20 protein-coding genes are annotated in these 25,893 nt (G+C 49.7%); 7 read left to right on the top strand and 13 right to left on the bottom strand.

The features are described 5' to 3' along the window. Positions 1-4 precede the first annotated feature (4 nt). A complete protein-coding gene (locus BFC18_RS12885) occupies positions 5-706 on the top strand; it encodes a FadR/GntR family transcriptional regulator (protein ID WP_070125957.1) in 702 nt (233 codons plus the stop codon). Positions 707-715: 9 nt separating this feature from the next. Here the strand turns inward: BFC18_RS12885 and BFC18_RS12890 are convergent, their stop codons facing one another. Next, the gene (locus tag BFC18_RS12890) at positions 716-1,618 is read right to left on the bottom strand and encodes a LysR family transcriptional regulator (RefSeq protein ID WP_070126129.1); all 903 of its coding nucleotides are present in this window, start codon (positions 1,616-1,618) and stop codon (positions 716-718) included. A 178-nt stretch (positions 1,619-1,796) separates the two neighbouring features. Between BFC18_RS12890 and BFC18_RS12895 the strand changes: the two genes are divergently transcribed. From BFC18_RS12895 to BFC18_RS12910, 4 genes are all read left to right on the top strand, one after another. Then, on the top strand, positions 1,797-3,047 hold the full coding sequence (locus BFC18_RS12895; RefSeq protein WP_170826602.1) for an MFS transporter: 1,251 nt from the start codon (positions 1,797-1,799) through the stop codon (positions 3,045-3,047). Positions 3,048-3,050: 3 nt separating this feature from the next. Beyond that, positions 3,051-4,307 (top strand): gallate dioxygenase, encoded by a 1,257-nt coding sequence (locus BFC18_RS12900; RefSeq protein ID WP_070125959.1) that lies wholly within the window; start codon positions 3,051-3,053, stop codon positions 4,305-4,307. 9 nt (positions 4,308-4,316) lie between these two features. Then, a complete protein-coding gene (locus BFC18_RS12905) occupies positions 4,317-6,158 on the top strand; it encodes a tannase/feruloyl esterase family alpha/beta hydrolase (RefSeq protein ID WP_070125960.1) in 1,842 nt (613 codons plus the stop codon). 265 nt (positions 6,159-6,423) lie between these two features. Further along, positions 6,424-8,904: a TonB-dependent receptor gene (locus tag BFC18_RS12910; RefSeq protein WP_070125961.1), complete on the top strand. Its 2,481-nt coding sequence runs from the start codon at positions 6,424-6,426 to the stop codon at positions 8,902-8,904. A gap of 73 nt (positions 8,905-8,977) precedes the next feature. Here the strand turns inward: BFC18_RS12910 and BFC18_RS12915 are convergent, their stop codons facing one another. Genes BFC18_RS12915 through BFC18_RS12940 form a run of 6 tightly spaced genes read right to left on the bottom strand, consistent with a single transcriptional unit; the run spans position 8,978 to position 14,364 of the window. After that, on the bottom strand, positions 8,978-10,108 hold the full coding sequence (locus BFC18_RS12915) for an FAD-dependent oxidoreductase (RefSeq protein ID WP_070125962.1): 1,131 nt from the start codon (positions 10,106-10,108) through the stop codon (positions 8,978-8,980). Next, entirely contained in the window at positions 10,105-10,467 is a 363-nt protein-coding gene (locus BFC18_RS12920; RefSeq protein WP_070125963.1) for a Rieske (2Fe-2S) protein, read from the bottom strand. Before BFC18_RS12920 ends, BFC18_RS12915 begins: the two co-directional genes overlap by 4 nt. Positions 10,468-10,472: 5 nt before the next feature. Beyond that, positions 10,473-11,402: a VOC family protein gene (locus BFC18_RS12925; protein WP_070125964.1), complete on the bottom strand. Its 930-nt coding sequence runs from the start codon at positions 11,400-11,402 to the stop codon at positions 10,473-10,475. Positions 11,403-11,406: 4 nt separating this feature from the next. Beyond that, positions 11,407-12,573 (bottom strand): alpha/beta hydrolase family protein, encoded by a 1,167-nt coding sequence (locus BFC18_RS12930; protein ID WP_070125965.1) that lies wholly within the window; start codon positions 12,571-12,573, stop codon positions 11,407-11,409. An 11-nt stretch (positions 12,574-12,584) separates the two neighbouring features. Then, positions 12,585-13,385 carry a cyclase family protein gene (locus BFC18_RS12935; RefSeq protein ID WP_070125966.1) on the bottom strand — a complete coding sequence of 267 codons (801 nt, stop codon included), beginning with the start codon at positions 13,383-13,385 and terminating at the stop codon, positions 12,585-12,587. Position 13,386: 1 nt separating this feature from the next. After that, positions 13,387-14,364, bottom strand: a complete 978-nt coding sequence (locus tag BFC18_RS12940; RefSeq protein ID WP_070125967.1) for a fumarylacetoacetate hydrolase family protein — start codon at positions 14,362-14,364, stop codon at positions 13,387-13,389. Positions 14,365-14,522: 158 nt separating this feature from the next. On the opposite strand from BFC18_RS12940, the gene BFC18_RS12945 reads away from it, so the two are divergent. Continuing rightward, a complete protein-coding gene (locus BFC18_RS12945; RefSeq protein ID WP_070125968.1) occupies positions 14,523-15,434 on the top strand; it encodes a LysR substrate-binding domain-containing protein in 912 nt (303 codons plus the stop codon). Positions 15,435-15,465: 31 nt separating this feature from the next. On the opposite strand, the gene BFC18_RS12950 is transcribed toward BFC18_RS12945, so the two are convergent. Then, positions 15,466-15,780: a DMT family transporter gene (locus BFC18_RS12950; protein ID WP_070125969.1), complete on the bottom strand. Its 315-nt coding sequence runs from the start codon at positions 15,778-15,780 to the stop codon at positions 15,466-15,468. A gap of 112 nt (positions 15,781-15,892) precedes the next feature. Between BFC18_RS12950 and BFC18_RS12955 the strand changes: the two genes are divergently transcribed. Then, positions 15,893-16,756 (top strand): LysR family transcriptional regulator, encoded by an 864-nt coding sequence (locus tag BFC18_RS12955; protein WP_245680379.1) that lies wholly within the window; start codon positions 15,893-15,895, stop codon positions 16,754-16,756. Between the two features lie 34 nt (positions 16,757-16,790). Here the strand turns inward: BFC18_RS12955 and BFC18_RS12960 are convergent, their stop codons facing one another. The 5 genes from BFC18_RS12960 to BFC18_RS12980 all read right to left on the bottom strand — a co-directional run bounded on the left by BFC18_RS12960 (position 16,791) and on the right by BFC18_RS12980 (position 25,675). Next, on the bottom strand, positions 16,791-17,627 hold the full coding sequence (locus tag BFC18_RS12960; RefSeq protein ID WP_070125971.1) for a phytanoyl-CoA dioxygenase family protein: 837 nt from the start codon (positions 17,625-17,627) through the stop codon (positions 16,791-16,793). 97 nt (positions 17,628-17,724) lie between these two features. Then, positions 17,725-18,585 carry an AraC family transcriptional regulator gene (locus tag BFC18_RS12965; RefSeq protein ID WP_070125972.1) on the bottom strand — a complete coding sequence of 287 codons (861 nt, stop codon included), beginning with the start codon at positions 18,583-18,585 and terminating at the stop codon, positions 17,725-17,727. 95 nt (positions 18,586-18,680) lie between these two features. After that, on the bottom strand, positions 18,681-19,328 hold the full coding sequence (locus tag BFC18_RS12970; RefSeq protein ID WP_070125973.1) for a Qnr family pentapeptide repeat protein: 648 nt from the start codon (positions 19,326-19,328) through the stop codon (positions 18,681-18,683). Positions 19,329-19,536: 208 nt separating this feature from the next. Beyond that, positions 19,537-22,602, bottom strand: a complete 3,066-nt coding sequence (locus BFC18_RS12975; RefSeq protein ID WP_070125974.1) for a TonB-dependent receptor — start codon at positions 22,600-22,602, stop codon at positions 19,537-19,539. A 748-nt stretch (positions 22,603-23,350) separates the two neighbouring features. Further along, positions 23,351-25,675, bottom strand: coding sequence for a TonB-dependent receptor (locus tag BFC18_RS12980; protein WP_070125975.1), 2,325 nt, complete (start codon positions 25,673-25,675; stop codon positions 23,351-23,353). Between the last annotated feature and the right edge of the window lie 218 nt (positions 25,676-25,893).

Here is a 25,893-nt window from a genome sequence, read left to right on the forward strand (position 1 = left end):
AATAATGAAAGTAGAAGCCGTAAAAGTCCGTCGTTTATACATGGAAGTCGCCACGCAAATCGAAGCGCAGCTTCGCACGGGAAGTATAAAGCCCGGTGACCGCCTGCCATCTGAGCGCGATCTTGCGGTACGCTTCGAAGTAAGCCGGCCTACCATTCGCGAAGCCATGATCGCCCTTGAAATTGCTGGTTTGGTAGAAATACGTACAGGTTCAGGTATTTATGCCCTTGAACAACACGAACTCAGTGGCGCGCAACTAGACGATGCTCCAGGCCCCTTCGAAGTACTCGAAGCACGATTATTGGTTGAACCGGAAGTGGTGAGTTTGGCCGCAGCCCGGATTAGCGATGAACAGCTTGCTGATTTAGAAGAGGCGATTCGCACAATGGACAACAGTGCAGCCAGCGAAAAACAAAAAGAGCAGGCTGACGAGCGCTTTCACAGCACCATCGCTAGCGCGACGGGCAACAGTGCACTGGAATCTTACGTAAAGTGGTTGTGGGGATTACGCAATCAATCAGCGCTCAGCTCCACCTTTCACCAACGGCTTCGTGATTTAGGCGTTCACCCATACGTTGACGAACATCGCAAAATTTATCACGCACTTAAAGCCCGAGATCCTTCCCGCGCAAGAATGGCGATGCATGTACATATCTCCAATGCAATTGAGCAAGACATGAATGCTTTGGAAACCGATAATAAATAAAGAAGATGGCTAAATGGCGTCACAGGTATCGGTAAGAAAATCGATGAATGCCCGGGATTTGTTAGATAACAGTCTGCGTGTAGGGTAAATCACCGAGAGTGTCGCGGCGGTCACATCAAAGCTCACTTTGGGGAACACTTCTTTCAGCGTGCCATCGGCAAGTTGCTTTTTACAATACTGATAAGGTACCAGCCCGGCGCCAAAGCCGCTTTTCACTGCATCTCTTACTGAAAGTGGATCATTCACCCGGAACACCTTTGAATATAAATCGATTTGGCTTTTGGTTTGATCGATTCTTATCGGGAAACGACGCATAGCGTATCGGGACTCTGCAATTCGGACGTGAGACTGCAGGTTAACCATCTCGTCATGCAGTCTCTCTGCCTGTATGTATGCCGGAGAAGCAACACAACACAGTCGGCTGTGGTACAGCGTTTTCACAATCAAATCCGAATCGTTCAGCGCACCGACCACCACCGCCAGATCTATTTGCTCTTTGATGATATCCAGCGCTTGATTCGTGACCACAATTTCAAGAGCGATATCAGGATACAGCGCGGCAAACTCACTCAATCGCGGTGCCATAATTTCTCTGGAAAAGGCGATGGGCATTGCCACTGTGAGGCGTCCGGACGGGTGGCTCACAAGCCCCTGCATGGTGTGTGAGGTTTCATCAACCTGCTCCAGAATACGGATGCTTTCGCGATAAAATACCTCGCCTTCGGTGGTCAGACGTACATTTCGCGAATTGCGCTCCAGCAGCCTGACACCAAGGGCCTTTTCCAGCTGACTGATGATTTTGCTGACTGAAGATTTAGGCAAATCTAATTGATTGGCAGCGGCAGAGATCCCCAGTGTTTCAGCCACCTGAACAAACACGGGTAAATGTTCAATATTCCACTTTCTTTCCACTGCCAGCACCTGCTTATCATTGTTTCCCAAATACGAACAATGCGTTTCTTTTGAACCGATTGTTACAACATCTTAACACTAATAACATCCACTCTACTTCGAAAGCAAGTGATTAGTTGTAGCCATGAATCTGAATAAAATTATAAATACACCACGGCTTACAGGACTCCATCTGCGAGTGCTGGGAATTTGCTTCCTGTTAAACATGTTAGACGGCATGGATGTGCTGGTTATTTCATTCGCCGCGCCGTTTATTTCTGATGCCTGGGACGTGTCACCGGGTGCGCTGGGCATTGTGTTCAGTGCCGCTCTGGTGGGCATGGCACTGGGCGCCGTGTTCGTTTCCCCCTACTCGGACAAGCTGGGCCGCAAGAAAATTATCGTTGGTAGCATTTGCACCATCACTGCAGGCATGTGGCTTACTGCCCTTTCAGGTTCAGTAACCGAACTGGCCTTCTTCCGCTTTGTGGCGGGTCTCGGCATTGGCTCAATGTTGGCCAGCCTCACCTCGATGGTGTCGGAATATGCACCGGATAAATACCGGAATCAGGCGATTCTTATCCTGCACGCCGGCTATCCCATAGGCGCAATTATCGCTGGCTTTATGGCAGCACATATTCTGCCGCAATGGGGCTGGCAGCCGCTGTTTGAAGTGACCGCTTTGATATCGCTGTGTGCGTTACCTCTGGCCTTATTTTTATTACCTGAATCGCTGGATTTCTTAATTTCACGGCAACCAGCCAAGGCACTGGAAAAAGTAAACCGTATTTTACTCAGCTTAAGGCATACTGTGGTGTCCAGCCTGCCCCGTGTCGAAGCCGACGCCACAACCTCTGCCGGACTACCCGGTCTGCTCACCAGCAATTTGCGTAGTGCTACGCTGCTGCTTTGGCTGGCCTTCATGATGGCATTCGCCAGTCTTTACTTTCTGCTGAGCTGGGTTGTGAAACTTGCCGTTGATGCCGGACTCCCCGTAGAAGATGCCATGCTGGCAGGGATCTCATTAAATCTGGGCGCATTCTTTGGCTCTGTACTGCTGGGATGGCTGTCTTCAAAAATGGGGCTTATTCGGGTTATCTCAGTGTTTTTCATTTTAGGTGCCATCGCGTCTATAGTGTATGGCACTGTCGACATGAATGTGGCCGGCGCCATGGTTGCCATTTTTATTCTGATGTTCTTTGTGCAAGGCGGTTTCACCGGTTTATATGCTGTGGCGGCCCGCCTCTATCCCACGTCGATCAGAACCACCGGTGTTGGTTGGGCAATCGGGGCTGGACGCGTTGGTGCCGTCAGTGGCCCTGCATTGGCCGGTGTTCTGATTGGTGCAGGCATTCCCGTGGGATGGATGTTCATTATCTTCAGTATTCCCCTGCTGGTCGCCACAGCAACCATTCTCAAAATTAATCATCAACCCGTTAAAAAGGACTGAATCATGGCCAGAATTATTGGCGGCATCGGTGCCTCTCACACGCCAACCATTGGCTTTGCTAAAGACAGACATACCAAAGCAGACGCACAATGGACCGGCACATTTGACATTTTTGAGCCCGTCACCGCCTGGCTGGAAAAAAGGAAACCGGATGTGCTGTTTGTCATTTATAACGACCACATCACCTCTTTCTTTTTCGATCACTACTCGCCTTTCGTTCTGGGTGTCGATTCAAAATACGAAACGGCTGATGAGGGAGGCGGTCCCCGCGAGTATCCGCCTGTAGCCGGACACGCTGAATTGGCCAGGCATATAGGCCACTCATTGTTTGCCGATGAATTTGACTTGTCTTTTTTTCAAAACAAACCCGTTGATCACGGCATGTTCTCGCCACTTTCCATGATGACTGATCGCGGTAACGCCTGGTCTGGTGCAGTTGTGCCGCTTCAGGTGGGTGTTTTGCAATTTCCGGTACCCACTGCAAAGCGCTGTTTTAAGCTGGGTAAAGCTTTGCGTAAAGCCATTGAAAGCTACCCTGAAGATCTCGATGTGGCCATTGTTGCTACCGGCGGCCTGTCTCATCAGGTGCACGGCGAGCGTTGCGGATTTAACAACGAGAAGTGGGACGACACATTCCTCACTTTGCTTGAGCACGACCCGGAAACATTAACCCACCTCACTCATGCCCAATATGCAGAACTTGGTGGGATGGAAGGCGCAGAAGTCATTATGTGGTTAATTATGCGCGGCGCGTTATCTTCTAATGTTACGTGCGTGCATAAAACCACCCACTGCCCGTCGATGACCAATATGGCCACCATCATTTTTGAAAATCAAAGCCACACCAGTGAAGCCACCAGAGAAGCACATCGTATTCACGTTGGCCACCAGCTAAAAAACGTTGAGCAGATTGAGGGCACGCACCCGTTTACACTGGAAGTATCTCATCGTGCGTATCGTCTGAATGACTTCCTGCATCGTCTCATCGAACCTGCACATCGCCAGCGCTTTGTTACTGAGCCACAGGCATTATTTGAAGAATTCAGCTTATCAGAGCAGGAATGTGACCTGCTTAGTCAACGGGACTGGATTGGCCTTATTCATTATGGCGTTATCTTCTTTAGCCTGGAAAAGATGGCTGCGGTACTGGGTATGACCAATCTGGATGTGTACGCGCAGATGAGCGGCAAAACACTGGAAGCGTTTTTGGAGACCCGCAAAGTGGCAATGACCTATTCGGTATCGGGTAAAAACAAATAAGGAGCGCTTATGTTTCATCGTTATAAAACCCCACTGGTCGCTGCTTGTATTGCTATTTTCAGTGTCTTTCTCAGCGCCTGTGGTCAGCAGGCAACTGATAAGAAACCAGAAGCTAAAAGCGAACTACCCGCTGCGGATTCCACATCATCACTGAACTCTCCACTATCATTGAACATCGTTACACCAGTAGCGAGCTGTGAAAATCTGCTGACATTCGATTTAACCAAAGTCGGGGGTGAAGGTAGCAAGATCACATCAGCGTCAGAGCAAACCGTCAACGGCAAAACAACCTGCGTGGTTGAAGGCACCATGGCTCCCACTGTGGGTTTCAAAGTGACGCTGCCAAAAGCGTCGTGGACACAGCGCTTCATGCAACTGGGCTGTGGTGGCCTTTGCGGTATGATAAACATGAATATTGGTGCTGCCGACGGCTGCAAGGCAGTGGAGTCTGATGGGTTTGCTTTAGCCAGTACAGACATGGGGCACAAGGGCATGGGCGGTAGTTTCGGCCAGAACCCGCAAAAGCGCATCGATTTTGCCTATCGCGGTGTGCATATTACCGCGTTAGCGTCGAAAGCGCTGATAAAAGAATACTACGGTCAGCCCGCAAAATACGCTTACTTCAACGGTTGTTCAGATGGGGGTCGCGAAGCCCTGGTTGAAGCGCAGCGGTATCCCGACGATTTCGACGGCATCATTGCCGGTGCGCCAGCAATGAACTTTTCTGTGCAGAACAGTTTTTTCCACGGATGGCAGGCGCGCTCGAACACCGGAGCCGACGGTAACGCCATCTTGCACGCAGCAGATATGCCGATACTTTACAACGCAGCAGTCGCTGCCTGTGACGAACAGGACGGACTTAAAGACGGCATTATTTCACAGCCTTTCCAGTGTGACTTTGATCCGCAGGTTACCCTGTGCAAGGAAGGTGACAGCGAAAACTGCCTGACACAGGGAAAAATAGATGCAGCGAAAAAGCTGTACGACGGCCCTAAAGATCCCTCCACCGGTAAAGCGCTGACGCTGGGTGGCCCGCAACCCGGTTCTGAACTGTCCTGGGTTGGCGTGTATGTGCCACGGGCAGGCAGCGAGCAGATATTCAGTACCATGATTGCTGACGGTGCGACTAAGAACCTGATTTATCAGCAGAATCCTCCCGCAAATTATACCCTTGACGACTTTCAGTTCACCGAAAACAACTTCAATAACATAAGGCCACTGAACGGTTTGTACAGCGGCACAAACCCTGATATCAATGCCTTCCGTGAGCGCGGCGGCAAGCTGATCATCTGGCACGGACTACAGGATCCGCACATCTCACCGGTAAATACGGTTACTTATTACGAAGCGGCAAAAAAGGCATCGTCCGGAGGCAAGGACGTCAGCGATTTCATGCAGCTCTACCTGTTCCCGGGCATGTATCACTGCGATGGCGGCACCGGCCCACACGATTTCGACTTACTCACCCCGATGATGGCGTGGGTAGAACAGGGCATAAAGCCTGAAGCGATAATTGCCAGTCATGACGGCACCGCAGGTAATCAACATGCCGGTCCGCCCCGAAAAGACGACGAGCAAAAAGCGCCGGCGATAATGGGTTCACCTGACGGAAAAGCCGCGACGGTGGTAGACGTTGACTATGTGAAGCGAAGCTGGCCGGTTTACCCTTACCCTACAGTTGCAGCGTACACTGGCGAAGGCGACTGGCGTGTAGCGGCGAATTACAAACCGGTTTCGGGGCCGTCTATGCCCTCTTATGACTGGGCAGGCAACCGCTTTTTCAAACCCGATAGCCAACTAAACTGCAGCGTGATTGAAGGTTCATTTCGCTGCGAAAAAGCCGCACACTAGATTTGCTTCTCTGCTGTGCTGTTGTTTACACCAGCAACAATTTGAAAATGAATTAAGCCTCGTCATCTCCCAGAGATTCGAGGCTTTTTTATCACCGCATTTTATTCCCTCCATTGTTTCCCATCGGCGAACAAACTGTTTCAATACGGCCAATTGTTACACCAAGTTAACGGTTTTAACATTTCGGACAAGTCTGGAGATCGCAGTTTGTGCTGCATAACCAGACAAAAACAAAAAATACATAAAACCATGAGCAGGTGTAACCATGAATCCTACCCAAACGAAGAAAGCGCGCTCTCCCAGTGCGGTATTATTTTCCCGCAAAGGTCTGGCTGTGGCCGTGACCATTGCTTTGCAAGGCGGACTGACAAGTCCCGGTGCGTCGGCACAAACTGATGACACACAAAGTCAGGGCAAATATAAACTGGAAACCATAGAGGTAACTGCCCGTAAAGTGACTGAGAACTTGCAGGAAGTGCCTATTTCAGTGACATCATTCAACGGCGATGCCCTGGAACGCCGCCAAATCTCCGGTACTGACGACATCGGCAAAATTACCCCTAACCTGCAATTTACTAATAATGCGCCTTTAGCAGGTAACAACAATTCTTCGGTTGTGTTTATTCGGGGCGTAGGACAAATCAGCTCAAGGGCCAACACTGACCCGGGCGTCGGGTTGTACATTGACGATGTGTACATGGGGCAATCTGTCGGCGGCACCATGGAAATGCGGGATATCGAAAGTGTTCAGGTACTACGCGGCCCGCAAGGTACACTGTTTGGTCGCAACACCATTGGTGGTGCGGTTATTATCAATACGCAGCAACCCGGCGATGAATTTGGGGGCAAAGTCAAAGCCGGCATTGGCAGTGACAGCCTGTTGGAACTCTCTGGTGCAGTGGATATACCCTTAGCGGATGACTTGTTCAGCCGCTTCACCCTTGGTACAAAAAAGCAGGATGGTTATGTTACCCGCGCCTACGATGGTCTGGATTTAGGTGACACCAATAACACGACTGCAACGGCTAAATTCTTATACGAACCCGCCGGTAACTTTACCGCCAAGCTAAATTTTGACTACACCGAAGCAGATGAAAACGGCTCTCCGCTGGTATTTGCCGGTTACAATAACAATAACGACGTGAATGAAACCGGCGCGGCGGCCAATCCCGGCTGGTTTGCAGCAAACCAAAGTGTAGCGGCAGGTTGCAGTGACGCCTGGGTTGCACTGCCTGGTCCTCCTGGCCGCCCGGTCACGACCGCTGAAGGCTCGGCGCTGGACGTTTCAGGTCTTGTGACGGTTGGCGGCGGCCCCCGTGGTTACGTGGGTGAGAATACCGATTCGGCCTGTGCGAACAATCAGTGGAACAGCGGCCCGTTTACCAGCAATGGCACTGCAGAAGTTGGCAGTGAGCTGAAAAACTGGGGCACATCTCTGCACCTTGAATATGCCATAAACAGTGATTTGCAGCTTAAATCTGTTACGGCATACCGCGACCTAGCCTGGACCGGTAAACGGGATGCTGACAACACGCCATTTACTATCTTGCACACCGATTTTGATTCCTCAGGCGACCAGTTCAGCCAGGAACTGCAACTGACTTACACCGGTGATGATCTGTCGGCCATTGCCGGGGCATTTTACTACACTGAAAAAGTGACGGACATTCTGACAGTGCAGGTAGGCGACCGGGGTGACGGCTTTACCTGCGGAGAGGGCACAAACCGTTGCCACCTCGACAGCGACAACAATATCACCGATAACGAAGCCATGGCTTATTTCGCTCAGGCCACTTACGACTTCACCGACAAGCTGGCCGGTACGTTCGGTATTCGTTATACCTCAGAAACCAAAGGCTCAATTCCTGATCAGTTCAATTACGCCGACCCGGACACCAAATACCTGGAAAAGAAGTTGTATGAACATGACTTCTCGGCCACCACAGTGGCGGCGAACTTAAGCTATACGGTATCCAAAGACACCATGGTGTACACCAGCTATTCCGAAGGCTTTAAAGGCGGCGGTTGGAATTCAACCTTTAACTTCGCTCTTGAGCAGTCTGACCTGGACGCCGGTCACCTGTTCGATCAGGAAGAAGTGAAAACCTATGAACTGGGCTTTAAATCTGACATTACCAGCGAATTCCGCTTAAACGGTGCGGTTTTCAGCTCTGACTATTCCAACCTGCAATTCAGTTACCGGGTATTCATTGCGCCATGGCTGTTCAATGCAGGTAAGGCTTCCATTGATGGTGCCGAACTGGAATTCACCTGGATCCCTCACGATAACTGGATCATCGAAGGCGGTTTGGGTTACCTCGATACGTCTATTGATGAAGCGGTTCAAATAGAAGTGCCCGGCCGTCCGGTAAGTGCAGGGCCCGCAGAAGGCAATCAGTTACCTTTCGCGCCTGAATTACAAGGGAATATCGGTATTGGTTACTACGGCGAAATTGACGGCTACGGTATTCAGCCCCGCATTGATATTTCCTACAGCGACCCGGTATATTTTGATGCGGCAAACACCGAAGCCATTGCGCAAAACGATGCCTATACGCTGGTTGATATTTCGGTCGTCATCGAATCGCCGGATATGGACTGGAAAGTAGCATTGGGCATTAACAACGCCACCGATGAGATTTACCGCGTATCTGGTAACTCGTCTTTAGGTTCAGGCAGTGGCTATGCAGAAGCCGCCTATGCCAGACCAAGAATGGTATTCGCGAATTTAAGTTACGAGTTCTGATAAGCGATGACTTATCCGCAATGATGAAGGTGCGCTGATACAAAGCGCACCTTTTTTTATCGCTGAATAGTGCTTAAAGCGGCTGTGCCATCGCAATGGCAGAATCGCGCATGATGCCGGCGTGTTCCATTTTGTCTCCGCCTTCAATTTCGATTTCAGCAAGGCGACCGGAGTTTTCAACCACCAGGCGACAACGCTCCCACCGGCGGGCCTGGAATGCGCTTAAAGCCTGAGACAACGTGGCTTTGTCATCCAGTTCTTCTGCCAGCACAATGGCATCTTCAAGTCCGATGCAGGCACCGGATGCCAGATGTGGCGTAGTCGCATGCACGGTATCACCGATAAGCACTACGCGGTTTGAATACCAGGGCGCACGCATCAACATGCTTTCCAGCGGACGATAGTGAATCATCGACTTTTCATGCAGCATGCCTTTCATTTGCTGTACAACCGGGGCCGGGAAAGACTCCAGCAGCGCAATAAAGCGCTCTTTGAACGTTGCCGGTTCAATAAACTCGTTGTCCGCCCGGTTTTCGGTAATGAACATGTACATCTCATCTTTCGACATAGGGTTTACACCCACTTTCACGTTCTTACCCATCCACATGTGGATGTTTTCAATTTCAGGAATACGGGGCAAAATTGCACGCCATACGCCCTGGCCGATGTAAGATGGCTTGGGTGCATCAGGGAACAATGTAGTTCTTGCCGATGACATCAGGCCGTCTGAACCGACCACCAGGTCGTATTCGCCACGGGTTCCGTCGGTAAAGGTCACTTCTACGCTGTCGCCTTTATCGTTGATGTTCTCAAAGGTAATACCTAAGCGCACATTCACGTCGTATTCGCGGGTTTTGGCTGCCAGAATTTTGGCCAGTACCGGGCGCATAATGGCACCTTCACAGGGTGCTTCGTTGCCCACCACTGGCGGAGCTGGAATATGCGCCAGATGCGTACCGTCGGGCGCATGCACATCCAAACCAGCGTGGGTAGCGCCCTGCGCCTTAAATTCATCCAGTACACCGATTTGACGCAGTGCTCTTATGGTGGCGCCGCCAATGCTGATCCCGGCACCGTCGGTACGCCAGTTCTTATCAATCTCAATGAGATCAACCTTTATACCGCGCTTACTCATTTCGATAGCGGCAGACATACCTGAGAAGCCACCTCCAATAATCAATACTTTATTTACGCATGCGCTCATTGTTCTTTTCCTCGTGATTCACAGAGTAAAACGACATCCTGTTCAGCGGTTACCGTGATTTTCAGTGGCGTTAAGAAATCGCCCCTGCACGGCCCTTTCACACACTCTCCGGTGTCGGGTGTAAATAACGCGCCATGCGCCGCACAAACGATGTAGTCACCACCGGCATCCAGATAAACATCTTTCTTCCAGGGTAAGGCGGTATCGCCATAGTGCGGACAAACATCGCTGTAGCCATACAGCTTGCTGCCACGGCGCACAATAAAAACGGTGTCCTGACCCTGGGCATCAGGCAAAAAACCCCGGGAACTATTGTCGGGTAAATCATCCAACTTACAGAGCAGGACACCTTGGTTCATGACAATCAGCCTTTCGGTGGCGGCGGGCCCATTGGTGCCCACTTTTCGCGGTACTGCAGCAGGAACACCTGCGAGTTATCCGCACCCGGCAAGGCTTCGCGGGCATCCCAGTTGTCATCATGAAGATCCATGTCGGCATCGAATTCCATGTTGCAGCCAAACGGGCTCTTGAAGTACCAGAACCAGTTAGAACCGAAGATGTGACGACCCGGCCCCCAGAAGCTCTGGTAACCTTTTTCCACCATGCGGTTACCGGCCTGCACCACCGTAGTCGGGCCAGACATGTGGAAGGTAAAGTGCTCAATACCTTTCATGTGCGGCGGCGTGTTCAGGAAGAACAGCGTGTGGTGATCGGTAGTGCCTGCAGGACGCATGAAAGGACCCACATGACTGAAGCGGTCGGTGGTGATAAAGCCCAGACGTTCTGCGTAGAATGCTTCGGCTTTTTTGTAATCCGGCACGAAGTACACCACGTGAGACAAAGTGCGCGGTTCCGGCGTAAAGTCTTTCGATACACCAGTTTCATTGGCCGGACGCTGTGCAGGTGCGCCCGGTGCATTAATTTTCTCTGCCGGCATATCCAGCGGTTTGCGCATAGTGACCTGAAAGCCCAGCACAAAACCCATGTCATCCACAGCTTCAATACTGCCGTCATCCAGACGTTTTACTTCACGGTCTTTCGACAGTTCGTCGTAAATGGCATCCACGGTTGCGGTATCTGCCACGCCGTAAATGGTTTTGCGGATACTTGAGCCGGTTTCCAGCGGTGCCGGCAAACAGCTGTCGTCTTTGCTGTAAATATCAATACCCGTGCCATCAAGGGCAACAAAGCGGTGTTCAGATGCCTGCGTTAAACCGTAATCCAGCGCAAACTGTTTACAGGCTTCCACATCATCAACACCAAAAATCAATAAATCCGGTCCGATAATATTCATGATTTTATCCTTCAATCGATGTGCGGGCGTTGAACGTTTCCGCTACCCAGTCAGCAATGTAGTGACCGGCGTTGATGCTGTTGTCGAAGCTGGAGTGCTGTACACCGCCTTCACGTTCAGTGAACACTTTCAATTCACGCTTAGGACTGTTGACCAGTTGCTCGTAGGTGCGCTCTGCCCACTTAAGCGGGATTTGTGAGTCTTTCGAACCGTGGGTGACCAGGAAAGGCACGTTGATTTTTTCTACTTCCCCGTCCAGACACACGTTTTCAGCAATGGTCATGAACTCGTCGATGTCTTTTGCGCCCCATACCCAGCACACGTGATTCCAGTAGTGCGGCACAGGGAAGTCACCTTCTTTTTCCAGGCGGCGCTTCTGCACATCACGCCAGTCGTGATTTGCCCCCCAGCACACACCCAGTGCCAGGCGCGGCTCGTTCGCCACCGCGCGCGGGCAGTAATAGCCCCCTAACGACACCCCTTCCATACCGATGCGGCTGCTATCCACTTCAGGATGCTGCTCCAGCCAGTCAACCACCGGTGATGCCCAGTGTTCGCTATCGAAACGGGCATGAATACCCTGCAGGCGTAAGGCTTCGCCGGTACCCGGCTGATCCAGTACCAGAGACGATACGCCGCGGTCGGCCAGCCATTGTGGTAAGCCAACGAGATATTTCATTTCTTTGGTGGAATCCAGACCGTTTACCTGAATTAACAGCGGTGCCGGGCCGTCTACGTTTTTCGCTTTCACGTAAAGACCGGACAGATGTTTGCCTTCATAAGGAATTTCAACGCGCTTACAGTTCGCACCTTTCAGTGCCATGCCACGTTCGAACAATTCCAGTTCGCGCTTGTACAGCTCAAGACGACCAGGGGCATTGTGAGCCTGCAAACGCTCACAGGTGATGAGGTACGAGGAAGCGCGCATGTACTTTTCACCGGCAGAAATCATACGGCCAGCCTGCTCGTCTTCTTCAGCCAGCACACACAGCTTGTCTGCCATGTTTGCCCAGGTATTGCGGAACGCTTCGGTACCCTCTTTGTCTTTTTTCTTTGCGGCTTCCTGCAGCGGTGCACACATCTCTTCGATTTCACCGATACGGGCACCCATTTCAATGGCGAGGTCGACTGACAGGTTCCACACATAGTTGGTGGGGAAATACTTAAACATGATAACTCCTCTTAAGAATTCGTCTTTTTAGGCACGAACGCGACGGCACGAACAAAGCCCGCCGATGCCTTTTTAATTTTGTAAGGGAAACAGGAAATCCAGAATCCGGACGCGGGAAGTGACTCAAGGTTGGAAAGCTTTTCCATTTGTCCGTAACCGATATCACGGCCGGCTTTATGGCCTTCCCAGATAATTGACGCATCGCCGGATTCAGCGAAGCGTTCGCGGGTATATTTGAAGGGTGCATCCCAGCTCCAGGCATCGGTGCCCACTACCCGCACGCCTTTTTCAAGGAGGTACATGGTGGCTTCGCGGCCTAGGCCCACACCGGCTTCCAGATAACCCGGCTCGCCGAAAATGGCACCGGCGCGGGTATTCACCACCACGATATCCAGCGGTTGAAGTTCATAGTTAATGCGCTTCAGCTCAGCTTCGATGTCTTCTGCGGTCACCACATAGCCGTCTTCCATGTTGCGGAAATCCAGCTTCACACCCGGGCGCATACACCAGTCGAGAGGCAATTCATCAATACCAAAAGCGGGCTTGCCGCCGTCGGTGGTCGATGCGTAATGCCATGGCGCGTCCATGTGCGTACCACTGTGGGTGGTGATTTGAAGGCGTTCTGCTGCCCAGGATTCGTTGCCAGGTAACTGGTCGAGAGTAAGGCCAGGAAACATAGCCTCCATTTCCGGCCAGCCTTCCTGATGATCCATATAATCAATCTTCGGCAACAGCGGCGGCGGATCGGTGTGAGGGTTGTTGTCCAGCGTGACGGACAAATCTACGATGTCAAAATCATTGGGGCTGAACATATTAGCCTCCTTTTACTGTTTGATTGATTTCGCCGAACAGTGGCTGGTCCTGCTTGTCGCGGCACACCATGTGTACCGTTTCGCCGTCGCTTAAAAACGGGGTTTGCGGCTTGCCCTGAATGATCAGTTCTTTTGCGCGCAGCTCGGCGATACAAGCCTGACCGGCTTCCGGCTTTGCGTTTGAAACCGTACCGGAGCCAAACACCGTGCCGGCTTTAATAGGACGGGTTGTGGCGGCGTGGGCAATGAGCTCGTGAAAGCCAAAATGCATTTCACTGCCCGACGGACTGCCAAACCATTCGCCGTTGCGGGTGATATTGAGGGTTAAATGGATTCTGCCGTCTGCCCAGCTGTCACCAAACTCATCCGGCGTTACCGCGAACGGCGCAAAAGCGGTTTCACCTTTTGCCTGCACAAAACCGAATCCTGTTTTCATTTCACGAGGCGCGAGGCCGCGATAGCTGATGTCATTCAGTTGCACCACCAGTTTGATGGCCTGCATGGCCTCGTCGGGCGTAGCACCCACAGGCACATCCGTGGTCAGAACACCGAACTCGCCTTCGAAATCTACGCCATGAGCCGGGTTATATAGTGCGATGGTGTCGTTGCATCCGGTGAAGGCATCGCCGGCCCCCTGATAAATCAGCGGATATTTGTCGGCGTCTTCGATGGGGTCGAGATTAAACGCCTTTTGCATCAGATGGCCGTGATTCATAAACAATGAACCATCCAGCCACTGATACGTGCGGGGTAAAGGCGCCAAGAAACGGGCACCGGCAACCGGCTCGGCCTGTTCACAGGTGCCATTGTTCAGTGCGCTGCTGATATCCTGAAGTACCGGAAGCACACTTTGCCAGTCAGCCAGACACGCGGCCATGGTGCCAGCAGAACCGTGTACACGACACATTTGCGAAGTATCTTTTGAGATAACAACCAGTTGGCCGTCCGGACTACCGTTATCGATTGAGGCTAGTTTCATCGCCGCTCCACAAACCGAACAGAAATTCGATTTTTATTGTTAAAAATATTTAAATTAATGGAGAAACAATGTTAAATGGGCGCTGACCAAACAAAAAATTGAATGTATAGATGGTTTGCATCAATTTCATAGATACCTAAACAGGTAACGAGGGCGTTATGCGGTTTGAACAGCTGGATCTGAATTTATTGGTAGCATTAGACATACTGCTGGAAGAACAAAATATCACCAGAACAGCCGACAAGCTGCACCTGTCACAGTCGGCCACCAGCAGTATTTTATCGCGGTTGCGGCATTATTTTGATGATGATTTGCTGGTGCAGATAGGCCGTAAAATGCAGCCCACGCCTTACGCCCTGGAACTGCAGGAACCGGTAAGAGAAATGCTGAATATTGTGCGCGGCTCGATTACTAATAAACGTAAACTGGAGCCCGCCACCAGCCAGCGGCATTTCCGCATTGTTGCGTCAGATTATATTATTCAGGTGTTCCTTGCCGGTGTACTAGCGAAAGTTCAGAAACAGGCGCCAGGCATGACTTTCGAATTTCTTTCCCCCTTTACCGTTGAAGTAGAAACCATGGTGAAAAGCGGCATTGATATTGTGATTGCGCCGGAAAGTGAAACCGTAGACGGATATCCTCACGCTTTTTTCTCCACCGATGAACTGGCCTGCATTGCCTGTAAAGACAACCCGGACACACAGGGTGGCCTGACGCCTGAAATTTTCTCATCGCTGGGGCACGCCTCAGTGGGTTTTGGCCGCGTAAGTTTATTAAGCATTGAGCAATGGCTGATTAACGAGCGCAACATCGAACGCAAAGTCGAAGTGATCACCAACGACTTTACCTCACTGTGCACTACTGTGGTCAGCACCGGCAGACTGGCCATTATTCCCCGCCGTTTTGCTGAACTCATGGCCACCTTCATGCCCATCGACATTTTATCCATGCCCTTTGATTTTCCCGACCTGCGGGAAGCCATGATGTGGCACCCTACCGTAGACAGCGACCCTATTCACCGCTGGCTGCGCACACTGATTTTAGAAGAAGCGGCCATGGTGAGTAGTTGATGTTGTGAGGTGATATATCACCTCACATTTCTCATCCTACTTTCAGCAGCACCACACCGGATATAATCAAAAATACGCCGATGTAGCGCAGCAGTGATGTAGGGTCGCCAAAAGCAAAAACGCCCACCAGAAATGTACCGGCAGCGCCTATGCCGGTCCATACGGCATACGCGGTGCCCAGAGGAATATCCCTTTGTGCCAGATACAGTAAAAAGCCGCTGACACCCATAAATGCAATCGCCATGGCGATGCCACCCCATTTGTACTGGCCGCTTTGAGATAACTTCAGGCCCAGAGGCCAGCCAATTTCGGTTAACCCTGCCAGTACCAGATAAACCCAACTCATCGTTTTCCTCATTACATGATGAACTATTGGGCGGCATACTATCTTTATTTATAATGCAGACCAGTTAGCAACTATCACTTTTACTGATATGTTAAATCTTGAGTATATTCGCATGTTCGTTATCGCCGCAGAACAAGGTTCGTTTTCTGCCTGCGCCCGCAAGACAGGGAAAGTGCAGTCGGCAGTGAGTCAGGCAATCAACAATCTTGAAATTGACTTAGGCGTAACATTGTTCGACCGCACATCCAGACAACCTGTCCTCACAGAAGCAGGAACACGCTTACTGAAAATGGCCCAGGGTCTGTTAGTGCAAGCCGATGAGTTGTCGAAAACAGCCGCGGCAATTAGTCAGTCTCAGGAAACGCGGCTGAGTATCGCTATAGACGACGGCATGCTGACACCTGCCATTTATGCGCTCATTGCCAGACTCGAAAGCCGGTTCTCTACACTGGAATTGGACTTCGCCACTCTTCCTTCTCACGATATCGCTCTCGCGGTTGAAAGCGGTAACATTGACTTGGGTCTCATGTTTTCGGAAATTGAATCCATGAAAACCACAGACTTCTTCTTCGTTGCCAACGTACCTTTTGTCGCGGTGTGCCATCCGTCACACCCCCTCGCAGATGCCAGCAAGATATCTTCAACGGCGCTGCTACAGCACAAACAGATAGCCGTTCGCGGCAGCGCAAAACGTGAATCTCAATTCTTAATCAGCATGGCATCTAACGTGTGGTGGTGTTCAGGCTACCAGCACGCACTGTCATTACTTCTGCAAGGAATTGGCTGGGCATACCTGCCAGCATTTATGGCAGAGGATGCGCTAAAAACCGGCAAACTTACGCAAATGGACATGGTTTTTGATCATAAAACCTGGAGCGTACCGGTAGACATCATCACGCCACGAGGCCGCCAGCACGGCCCCGTAGTGCAATGGTTTAGCAATGAGTTGAAGAAGACGCTGGCAACGGAGTTTTAATGTGCCTGGTGGCGGAAGAAAAACCGCGGGTTCCTTATTTTCCTAACGCCCCCAGATGCGTTCCCCAATTCACCTTATCGTTGTGTGAATGTGTAAAGCCAATTTGGCGTTCGTACTCCACGCATGCCTTACTTCTGAAGGCGGTGATATACGTTCTGCGCCAGCTCGATTCCGAGCGATTTCCACCAGAGCCATGTAAGATAAGTTCATTGTGTACCGTGATATCGCCTCTGTTTAACGGCAACTCAATAAGTGCTTCGCCATCTAAGAGTTCCACACCGAGAATATGTGAGCTGTCTCGGTCTGCGGATGACTTACCATGCACGGGTTTGTGTACCCTTAGTCCTTTTTTGTGCGAACCGGGGATCACATACAAGCAGCCATTTTCAGAGTTAGCATCATCTACGGCCAACGAACAGGTCGCTGTGATGGTGTCTGGCGTGCCAGTGGGCCAATAGCCGAGATCCTGATGCAGTGTGAACTTTGCATCGGGTCGGTTTGGTCTTTTAGCAAGAAATTGATCATAATCGAGTGTGGCATCGTCACCAATTAGCTGGCGAGAAATAGAAGCGCTGAGTTTCTCGTAGATGTTGTTTGCTACATCCGGTTTGTATTTACGTGGAAGCATGGCGTTAACCAGCGCAAAATCTTCAAATTTACGATCGTAAGGGCCGCTCATGTCACAAAAATCGCGCCCCATTCCGGGCACCTTTCCAGTTATGAAATACTCAAAATCCCGTTCGATTCCCTCTATTTCCGCATCAGTGAGCACGTTTCTAAGCGTGATATAGCCATTTTTTTCATAGGCGAGTTTCTCTTCGGAAGAAACAATATAGTCGTCGCCGCAACGGCCAAGCTGTTCGTCGTTCATGTTACCCATCCTCTTTGTTTGATGGGAGCGAATATACAAGCCACTGAACAAAGGAAATATAAGAATATTATCTATTTGTTAACAGTTTTTTGCAGCACTATTGGCCAAGGTCCAGCGAACGATATTCTGTTGGTTTCATGCCCTTCATTTCCTTGAAGTGATTCACAAAGTGAGAGGAGTGCTGGTACCCGCATTCATTGGCAATCAATGTTACCGGAAAGCTTGTGCCCGACAGCATCTTACCGGCTTCATTAATTCGAATAAGCTTTACCATGGAAGAAAACGTGCGCCCCGTCGCTGATTTGTAAAAACGACTGAATGCGGAGGGTGTCATTCCCACCAATTCGGCAACGTCGCTCTGCTGTATTTCCTGCCCGTAATGCTTGTGAAGATAAAGGTGCACTTTATTCAGTGTATTGATGGATGTTTGGCTTACATCGTTGTCGTGGAAAAAGTCGGGAGTAGCTAACGTGCGAGCGCTAAGGCGGCTAAGGGTATTTAACAGGTTTATTAATAAGCTGTATTTTTCAAACCCGGTTGCTTGCTCTATCGCAAGCAGATGCGTGTAAATATGTTCCGGAACCGGTGCAAACTGTAGCCCACAGGTAGCGTTTCTGAGCATTTTTGCAATGGCTTTGAATTCGGCCATTTTCTCCATAATAGCCGGCAACAATTGCCCGTCGAACTGAATGGTGAACCACTCTGCTACATCTTCAGAATGTAACAGGTTATTTTGCCAGCAATGCGGCAAGTCGGGGCCGCAAAGCACTAAATCATTCGCCTGGTAATCCTCAATACTGTCACCAACAAATCGCAGCCCCGAACTACGCACTATCCATGTCAGTTCAAATTGCGGATGGAAATGAAGCGAATGATCCTCCTTAAAGTCGTTGGCACGACGCCGCATACAACGGAAAGAAGAATGCGCTTCAAAATCAACTAACTCGAATTGAGGCATATCTGATATCTCAGAGATCAATGTGTAACTTTACGTTAACAAAATACGTAACGTTCAGCGACTGCTCTTGTTATACGCTCACGTTGTTTATATCTCTAGCTCACCACCAACCCAAGAGGACTGAGCAATGATTCCTGTTGCCAGTCGCAAATTTTTACGCCGGTTAAATCCATTCTGCGGATGTCGAGACCATGTAAATCCACATGGCGGAGATCACAGTTTTTCAGACTGAATGTGCCCCAGCTGTCTGAAGAAAAATCTCCACGACTGAGGTCTGCACCATCCATACTCACGCCGCTGAGATTCGCGCCGCGCCAGATGTTTTCTGATAATTCGCACTTCTCGAAAAGCTGCCCTTCGAAGTCAACATAACTTAAGTTACAGCCGGTGATAAATACTGAACAAAAGTAAGATTTTGTGGTGATGAAGTTAGCGAAAGACGCTTGCCTGAAATCAGCGCCTTTTAAATCACAGTCTCTGAATTCAGCGCCGAATCCGTCGGCGCCACGGAAGCTGGCCAGTGCCAGACGACAATTACGAAAGCTGGTATCGCGAATATCAGCAAATGAAAAGCTGCAACCTTTGTCGCCGTCGGAGGTAGTAAAGGCACAACCGGAGAATTCTGCGCCTGATAGTTTTGCCCGGGTAAAGTCACAATCGATAAACCGGCAATTCTCAAATTTTACGGCTTCGAGGTCTTCATCAAAATGTTTTCCCTCAAACTGCTCGCCCTGGTAATGCATAGTGGAATTCCATGGATAATGCTTTGCTATTTAACGAATGCCCATCTGGGACGCGGAAGCTGCAAAGATTCAGATAACATTGGGCTAATAACATAGATGAACTAAAAGAATGTCAATAATAGGTTGTTAGTTAGCGAATTAAAAAGCGCATAAAAAAACCGCACCTGCTCAACTATCAGGTGCGGCTTCACTTTTGTTACTGCTTCAATTAGAAGCTATAACGGGCACTCAGTACAAAACGTCTATCCAGTTCCTGAACAAAGAACGTGTTGTTTTGTGTACGGCCATACTGACGCTGACCTTCTTCCAGTAAGTTGATGACATCAAGGCTCATGGTGAAATCTTCAGTGAAGTCATAGCTTACGTTTAAGTCTAACTGCTTGTATTCATCAATGAACAGCGGGTTACGCTGAGATGATACCGAGCGGTTAACTTCAGCCAGGAACGCATCACGCCAGTTGTAAGCAACACGCGTAGACAGACCATTCTTCTCGTAAATTAAAACGAGGTTAGCACTGTCACTCAAGCCTTCCAGAGCGAACTGCTCGATAGCCGGGCTAGCGCCCACATCGTAACCGATATCACCGTCTACGATTGTGAAGTTAGCCTGGTAACCGAAACCACTGTCACCAAAGAAGTGCTGCCATGCGAACTCGTAACCAGAAATACGGGCACTCTGGTTGTTCACAGGTTGAGTAACCTCAAACTGCATTTCTGGGTCGCCGGCTTGTGGCTCAACGTTGTTTGACGCAAATACCGCATCAGCAAACGCCTGACCTTCTTCAAACTCACTCGCACCGCCAGGGAAGTTTTCTGGGTTAGTCAGCAGTGCTGTCATTGTGAAGAAGTTACGCTCTGTTACTTCCACACCACGGGCTTCGAGTTCAGCAATCGCTTCAGCAGATACGGTACCTGGTGCACCTGAAGTTGCATCAAGTAACCCGAACAGACCTTGAGAAACCTGTTGCGTACCCACGAAGTTGTCTACGTCTTTACGGTAGTAACCGATAGATACCATAGACGCATCACCGTAGTAATACTCTAACGACAGGTCGAAGTTGTTTGACTCCAACGGGTCAAGACCAGCGTTACCGCGGCTACCAGAACCTTGTCCGCCCAGGTAGGTAGGACGACCCGGTGCACCCACTGTAGTAGCGGTGTACATCTGATTATAGGCTGGACGCGCCAGTGTCATGCTGTAAGAAGCACGGGCTTTCAGATCGTCAGTCAGGTTAATTGAGAAATCGATATTCGGCAGGAACGCTTCATAAGAGTGTTTCTGTGACAGCGCTTCTGTGTCGTCACCCAGTACCATACGGAAATCGTTATCTGATACCCAGTTGATTTGCAGCGGTACAGTTTGTAAAGAAATAGACTCTACATCTGTTTTTTCATAACGCGCACCTACAACTAAGTTGGTTTCAAAACCACCCAGTTCACCGTCCATTGACGCCATCGCGTAAAGAGACAAAATATCTTCTTTTACGGTGTTATCAGCAGAAGAAATCGCGTTGAAGGTATCCAGTGTGTAACCGTACATTGGTGCAATAACATCAACCAATTCAATGGCATTACCTTTGAACGAGACACTACCTAACGGAATGGTTGTTGAACCCGCAGGAACAGCAATCGCATCTGCGCCCGGTACACCGGTAATGGCAGTGTCTTCAAACGCACAAGCGGTACAAGTCACTTCCAACAGACCTTCAGGAATGTTGCCAACATCAGCTACACCCCAGCCACCCAGTTGCGCTTCAGATTCGTAACGGTTTTGGTTCATTTCAGTAGAGATGTATCCCATACCGAAATCAATTTTCACGTCTGCGCCCTGGTCCCAAGTACCATCAAAGCGGAACTGATCAACAGTTTGCTTCTGGTTAGATTCAATAGCACGAGCAACCTGAGGACCTACGTCCGGCATATCAAAGATACCGTTGTTGTTACCTTTGATAGAATCGTCAACCACAATGCTTACTTGCGGGAAGCCAGAGGACAGGTCAACCGTCTGCCAACCTGCTGTCGCACCGGCCACGTTCATACGAATAACGTTTTTGCCAGATGGACCATCGCCACCACTTTTCGCTTCTGATGAAGCAACGTCGAAACGCAGGTTCAGTTCATCAGATACCCACCAATTAGCATTGAAGCCAAAAGAGTGCATCTCATCTTTCGCTGCCAGCGCCAGGTTTTGGAAGAAGAAGTCTTTACCGCCGTCGATGTCTTCGCTGAAACGAATAGGTGTGGCAACAATGGGGTTACCGTCAAATTCCATGTCAGTGAACTGACGAGCAAACCAAACACCGTCGGTAATCGACGTGGATTCCATGGTGTTGCTGGCGTAAGTTGCATCTGCGGTGAGTGTTAACGTTTCAGAAGGCGCGTATTGTAACGTAATCATACCGTTCAAACGCTCACGGCTGTCTTCGTTTATGCCATAACCCACGTTAGGCGGCATCGCAACCAGTTGGCCTTCTTCAGGAGCGTTGGTTACAGTTGCACCGTCTACCAGACCAAATGTACCTGGCGAAGTGGAATCCCAGTTAAACAGCTGGAACTGTGATTGGTTCATTACGCGGCTACCAGAGTTACGCTCTTGGTAAGAACCGAATACTGCAACACCAAAAGTATTGTCGTCGTTAGACCAGTTACCCATACCGCTCAGTTCCGGCGTTACGCCTTCACCACTTTCGTCTTTCATCGCTTTCGCGCCAAAGGACATGCGGTTTTCGCCCTGAGACAATGGTTTGATGGTGTTAATGTTGATAGTTGCACCGATACCACCTGACGGTACGGCTGCACGACCAGTTTTGTATACTTCAATACCACTTACGCCTTCAGAGGCAAGGTTAGAGAAGTCGAATGAACGGGTAGAACCGGAAGCACCCTGGTCGTCGGAGTTACCGGTGATAGATGCAACGTTTGCCGCAGGCATCTGACGGCCATTCAACGTGATCAGGTTAAAGTTACCACCAAAACCACGTACGGTGACTTCAGAACCCTCACCGTTAACACGGTTAATAGATACACCAGTAATACGTTGCAGTGATTCTGCCAGGTTTGTATCTGGGAACTTACCCATGTCTTCTGCCGAGATGGCATCGACAACACCTGATGACTGACGCTTAACATTCATTGACTGTGATAAGGAACCGCGCACGCCCCTTACTTCGATTTGTTCCATTTCTTCTGGTGCTTGCTGTGCATACGCTTGAGAAGCAACGGCAACGCCCAGTGTGCCCGCTACTGCATATGCAAGTTTTGTTTTTTTAAACATATCTTGGTTTCCAAAAAGAATTAACTAACACAGTTGAAATGTGTGTCCCTTATTAAGCGCCCTTTGACACCGATGTCATCAATATTTGATTATTGGCCGCTATACCCATCACACATTTCGCTTCACGCTGAAATTTCCCTTAATCGCAGCGATTGTTACATTTAACCCCCATTGAGTTAATCAATTGTAACAACTAGGTTATATATTAAACACTGGTTGCTAAGCAAGCATTTTGTTAAGAATCTTAACAAATGACATCGGTGGTCATTCCAGTAACGCGACACGCTGTTACCATAAACGGCTGTTTTTCATTCAATGCATTTGAACTTTAGGATACTGAAGCAATTTCTGGTTGTTATCCCGGCAATCCAGGACTGGAAAAGAAAGGTGCGTGAGCGCAAAGTTAATTTATTGTAAATTAATTGAGGAGGCGTTATATTCGATAGAACTTACAGACGGGAGACGATCCAAATGATGTATTTTCTTTGTGATTTTTTAACGATGTGCAATCCAGAAGTTATTGAAAAAGATGAACAAGAGGAAGCGCCTGAAGTTTCTGAGTCATCCTCCTCCTAACGACCCATTGTTCCTAAAGCAGCTTTGTATGTTAACAACATCAAAGCTGTTTTTTGTTTAACTGAATTTGCTTCTGAAGATGAAGTAAACCACACCCACCAGGCACAACCCGCGCAACAGATAATCTCGATAAAGAAAAAGCCAACTCCCGGCGAGTTGGCTTTGGATGAGATTAAAATGCCCAGGAGGCTGCCAGACCAAGAGAGCGCACAGAGTTGAGCCCCCAGGTTTGGTGAATTGAGGCGAAGCCGCGGTTATTTTCACCGGGATCAAAGCCCATAGAGACGGGGTATTTCTCGTCGGTACAGTTATTACAAAATACCCACACCCGTAAGCCTTCATCGGTTTCAAAACCGGCACTGATGTTAAAGGTAGTGATGGCATCGAGCTCTGTTGAAGGCGATGCAATACCGTAATTAATATCAGACCGGTAATAGACGCTGGCGTTAAGGAATCCGTACACCGTTGCCGTAATTTCCTGCTCGTACTGTGCCTTCAACGTGGACGTGAAATTTGCTGCCAGTGGTGTGGAGTACCCGGATGCATCAAAGAAAGCATCATCGGGGCCACACTCTGTTGAGTCTGGCGTACAGGATGCCTGTGTAAATTCATCGAAAGTTGAATCCAGCAGGGCTGCGTCCCAGTAAAAGGTCAGGTTATCACTGGCCAGGGCTCTTACTGAAATTTCAGCGCCCCGCGAGGTTACAGTGGCAGCATTCTGGATGATGAACGCCTGGGCATCGAGATTAAACGACTGCGCCTGGTAATTATCAAAATCGGTATTAAACACTGACAGGTTGAAAATAACTTTATCATCCAGCACTTTGCTCTTAAGGCCTGCTTCAATGGTGGTGGAAATCTCATCTTCAACGGCAAACGGAATCGCTTCGTTATCCTGATTGTCGGTATTAAAGCCCGGCCCTTTATAGCCCTGCCCCACCGACACATACATCATCAGATCGGCGTCGTACTGATACTGCGCCCCCAGCTTCCAGCTCAGATTGGTGTTATCCACCGATTCGTTAAATTGTCCACGGGGGCCACCGATACCGATGAAATAATCTTTCTGCATTTGCAGTACATCGGAAGTAACTTCATCCTGCGTAACCCGGGCGCCGGCGGTGGCAGTGAGTTTATCTGTAAGATAAAAATCGAACTGCCCGAACGCGGCGTAGCTGGTTTGCGTTAGCGTAGTCACCGAGTCGTTACCTAAAAACACGTCGTTGCTGTAAGGGCAACCCGGTGGCGGACCGGAAATTTCAGCCTCTACACAGAACGGAAACCCAACGGCCACAAACGGCGGCGGCCCCTGCACTTCCAGACTGTTTGTCATATTTGATTCTGAATCGAAATAGAATAACCCGACCTGGCCGGAATAGTTTTCTGTGGCTGGTAACACCAGACGTAATTCATTGGAGAACTGTTCATACTCATTGGTGCTCGGGTTATTAACAATATCGGGCAGCGATGAAAAGTCATTATGCAGGTTCGCGTCGCTGTCGAAGTAGCGCCAGGCAGCAATATTGATAAGCTCCATACCGTTGTTGAATGCGTAAACCACCTCTCCCTGCAGACCACCGGTTTCTACGTCCTGAAACATCTCACCATCGGAATTATTGGTCATGTTTTCTGGCCCGGGCGTAATGTTGTCTGCTGCCAGTAACGCAACGATCTCACTGTCAGGGTCGACCTCACGGAACGTTCTGGCATAGCGCTCCCCGGTGCCTTCGTTCTTATTGTAATCACCAATAAAATAAAGGCTCAGCGGACCATCTTCATACAGATACTTCACTTTAATTCCGGACTTTTCCTGATCTAAGTCCGTACGTTCAGTATTGGGATAGACGTTTTCGATAATACTATCCTGCATGGAATACAACGCATTGATTCGCAAAGCAGAATTTTCCGATACCGGCAAATTAATAGTGCCTTTTGCAATCTTGCCGGTAGCATCTGTTGGCGTGGTATCTCTTAAATTGTATTCAAATGAGATATTGCCTGAGGTTTCATCAATGACCGGGCGTTTCGTCGCGATGTTGATCAGACCTGCAGACGCATTTTTACCGAACAACAAGCCTTGCGGACCGTTCAGCACTTCCACTGAAGCGATGTCGTTGAAGGGCTGACCGGCCAGTGCATTCCTGCCCAGACTTACGCCGTCAATGGCCAGCGCAACGCTGGGGTCGATAGTCTCGGCAAAAATCTGAGAACCGATACCACGAATGGCGTAGGTATTGTCCTGTCCCACCTGCAGTGTGGGCGCCATGACAGAGAGTTGTGTCAGTTCGTTGATATTCTGTTCTGCCAGATCAGAACCATAGAGCACCTGTACACTCACCGGTACTTCCTGGAGGTTTTGGGTGGTTCTCTGCGCTTCCACAAGGATAACTTCAAACCCTTGAGACTCTCCGTTTTCCTCTGTTTCTTGTGCGTAGAGTACCGGACTGGCAATGGCTGCCGCCAGCGCCGTGACTTTGAAAATTTGCGTGTTTTTCATTTTGGCTTCCTGTATGTCTTCTTCTGCGAATGCCAGTGGCCGGGTTACCGCAATCTTTGCTGCGTTTCACCATGCCACCGGACATCACTCACATCGCCTTTGTTAACCCCATGTGCCGGATGACACATTTAGTTAACAAAAAATAAAATACAGGAATTCCCGTTATCTAAAACGCGAACTTAATGATGAGAGGCATCAAAGAAATTGATACCTAACTG

The organism is Alteromonas confluentis (genome assembly GCF_001757105.1).
In the GTDB taxonomy this organism is placed as follows: domain Bacteria; phylum Pseudomonadota; class Gammaproteobacteria; order Enterobacterales; family Alteromonadaceae; genus Alteromonas; species Alteromonas confluentis.

Excerpts from the sequence above, each read along its gene's own strand:
- BFC18_RS12965 (WP_070125972.1), bottom strand. The coding sequence starts at position 18,585 with ATGCCTCAATTCGAGTTAGTTGATTTTGAAGCGCATTCTTCTTTCCGT.
- BFC18_RS12930 (WP_070125965.1), bottom strand. The coding sequence starts at position 12,573 with ATGTTTAAGTATTTCCCCACCAACTATGTGTGGAACCTGTCAGTCGAC.
- BFC18_RS12925 (WP_070125964.1), bottom strand. The coding sequence starts at position 11,402 with ATGAATATTATCGGACCGGATTTATTGATTTTTGGTGTTGATGATGTG.
- BFC18_RS12920 (WP_070125963.1), bottom strand. The coding sequence starts at position 10,467 with ATGAACCAAGGTGTCCTGCTCTGTAAGTTGGATGATTTACCCGACAAT.
- BFC18_RS12935 (WP_070125966.1), bottom strand. The coding sequence starts at position 13,385 with ATGTTCAGCCCCAATGATTTTGACATCGTAGATTTGTCCGTCACGCTG.
- BFC18_RS12970 (WP_070125973.1), bottom strand. The coding sequence starts at position 19,328 with ATGCATTACCAGGGCGAGCAGTTTGAGGGAAAACATTTTGATGAAGAC.
- BFC18_RS12955 (WP_245680379.1), top strand. The coding sequence starts at position 15,893 with ATGTTCGTTATCGCCGCAGAACAAGGTTCGTTTTCTGCCTGCGCCCGC.
- BFC18_RS12910 (WP_070125961.1), top strand. The coding sequence starts at position 6,424 with ATGAATCCTACCCAAACGAAGAAAGCGCGCTCTCCCAGTGCGGTATTA.
- BFC18_RS12980 (WP_070125975.1), bottom strand. The coding sequence starts at position 25,675 with ATGAAAAACACGCAAATTTTCAAAGTCACGGCGCTGGCGGCAGCCATT.
- BFC18_RS12905 (WP_070125960.1), top strand. The coding sequence starts at position 4,317 with ATGTTTCATCGTTATAAAACCCCACTGGTCGCTGCTTGTATTGCTATT.
- BFC18_RS12945 (WP_070125968.1), top strand. The coding sequence starts at position 14,523 with ATGCGGTTTGAACAGCTGGATCTGAATTTATTGGTAGCATTAGACATA.
- BFC18_RS12975 (WP_070125974.1), bottom strand. The coding sequence starts at position 22,602 with ATGTTTAAAAAAACAAAACTTGCATATGCAGTAGCGGGCACACTGGGC.
- BFC18_RS12915 (WP_070125962.1), bottom strand. The coding sequence starts at position 10,108 with ATGAGCGCATGCGTAAATAAAGTATTGATTATTGGAGGTGGCTTCTCA.
- BFC18_RS12960 (WP_070125971.1), bottom strand. The coding sequence starts at position 17,627 with ATGAACGACGAACAGCTTGGCCGTTGCGGCGACGACTATATTGTTTCT.
- BFC18_RS12900 (WP_070125959.1), top strand. The coding sequence starts at position 3,051 with ATGGCCAGAATTATTGGCGGCATCGGTGCCTCTCACACGCCAACCATT.
- BFC18_RS12885 (WP_070125957.1), top strand. The coding sequence starts at position 5 with ATGAAAGTAGAAGCCGTAAAAGTCCGTCGTTTATACATGGAAGTCGCC.
- BFC18_RS12950 (WP_070125969.1), bottom strand. The coding sequence starts at position 15,780 with ATGAGTTGGGTTTATCTGGTACTGGCAGGGTTAACCGAAATTGGCTGG.
- BFC18_RS12940 (WP_070125967.1), bottom strand. The coding sequence starts at position 14,364 with ATGAAACTAGCCTCAATCGATAACGGTAGTCCGGACGGCCAACTGGTT.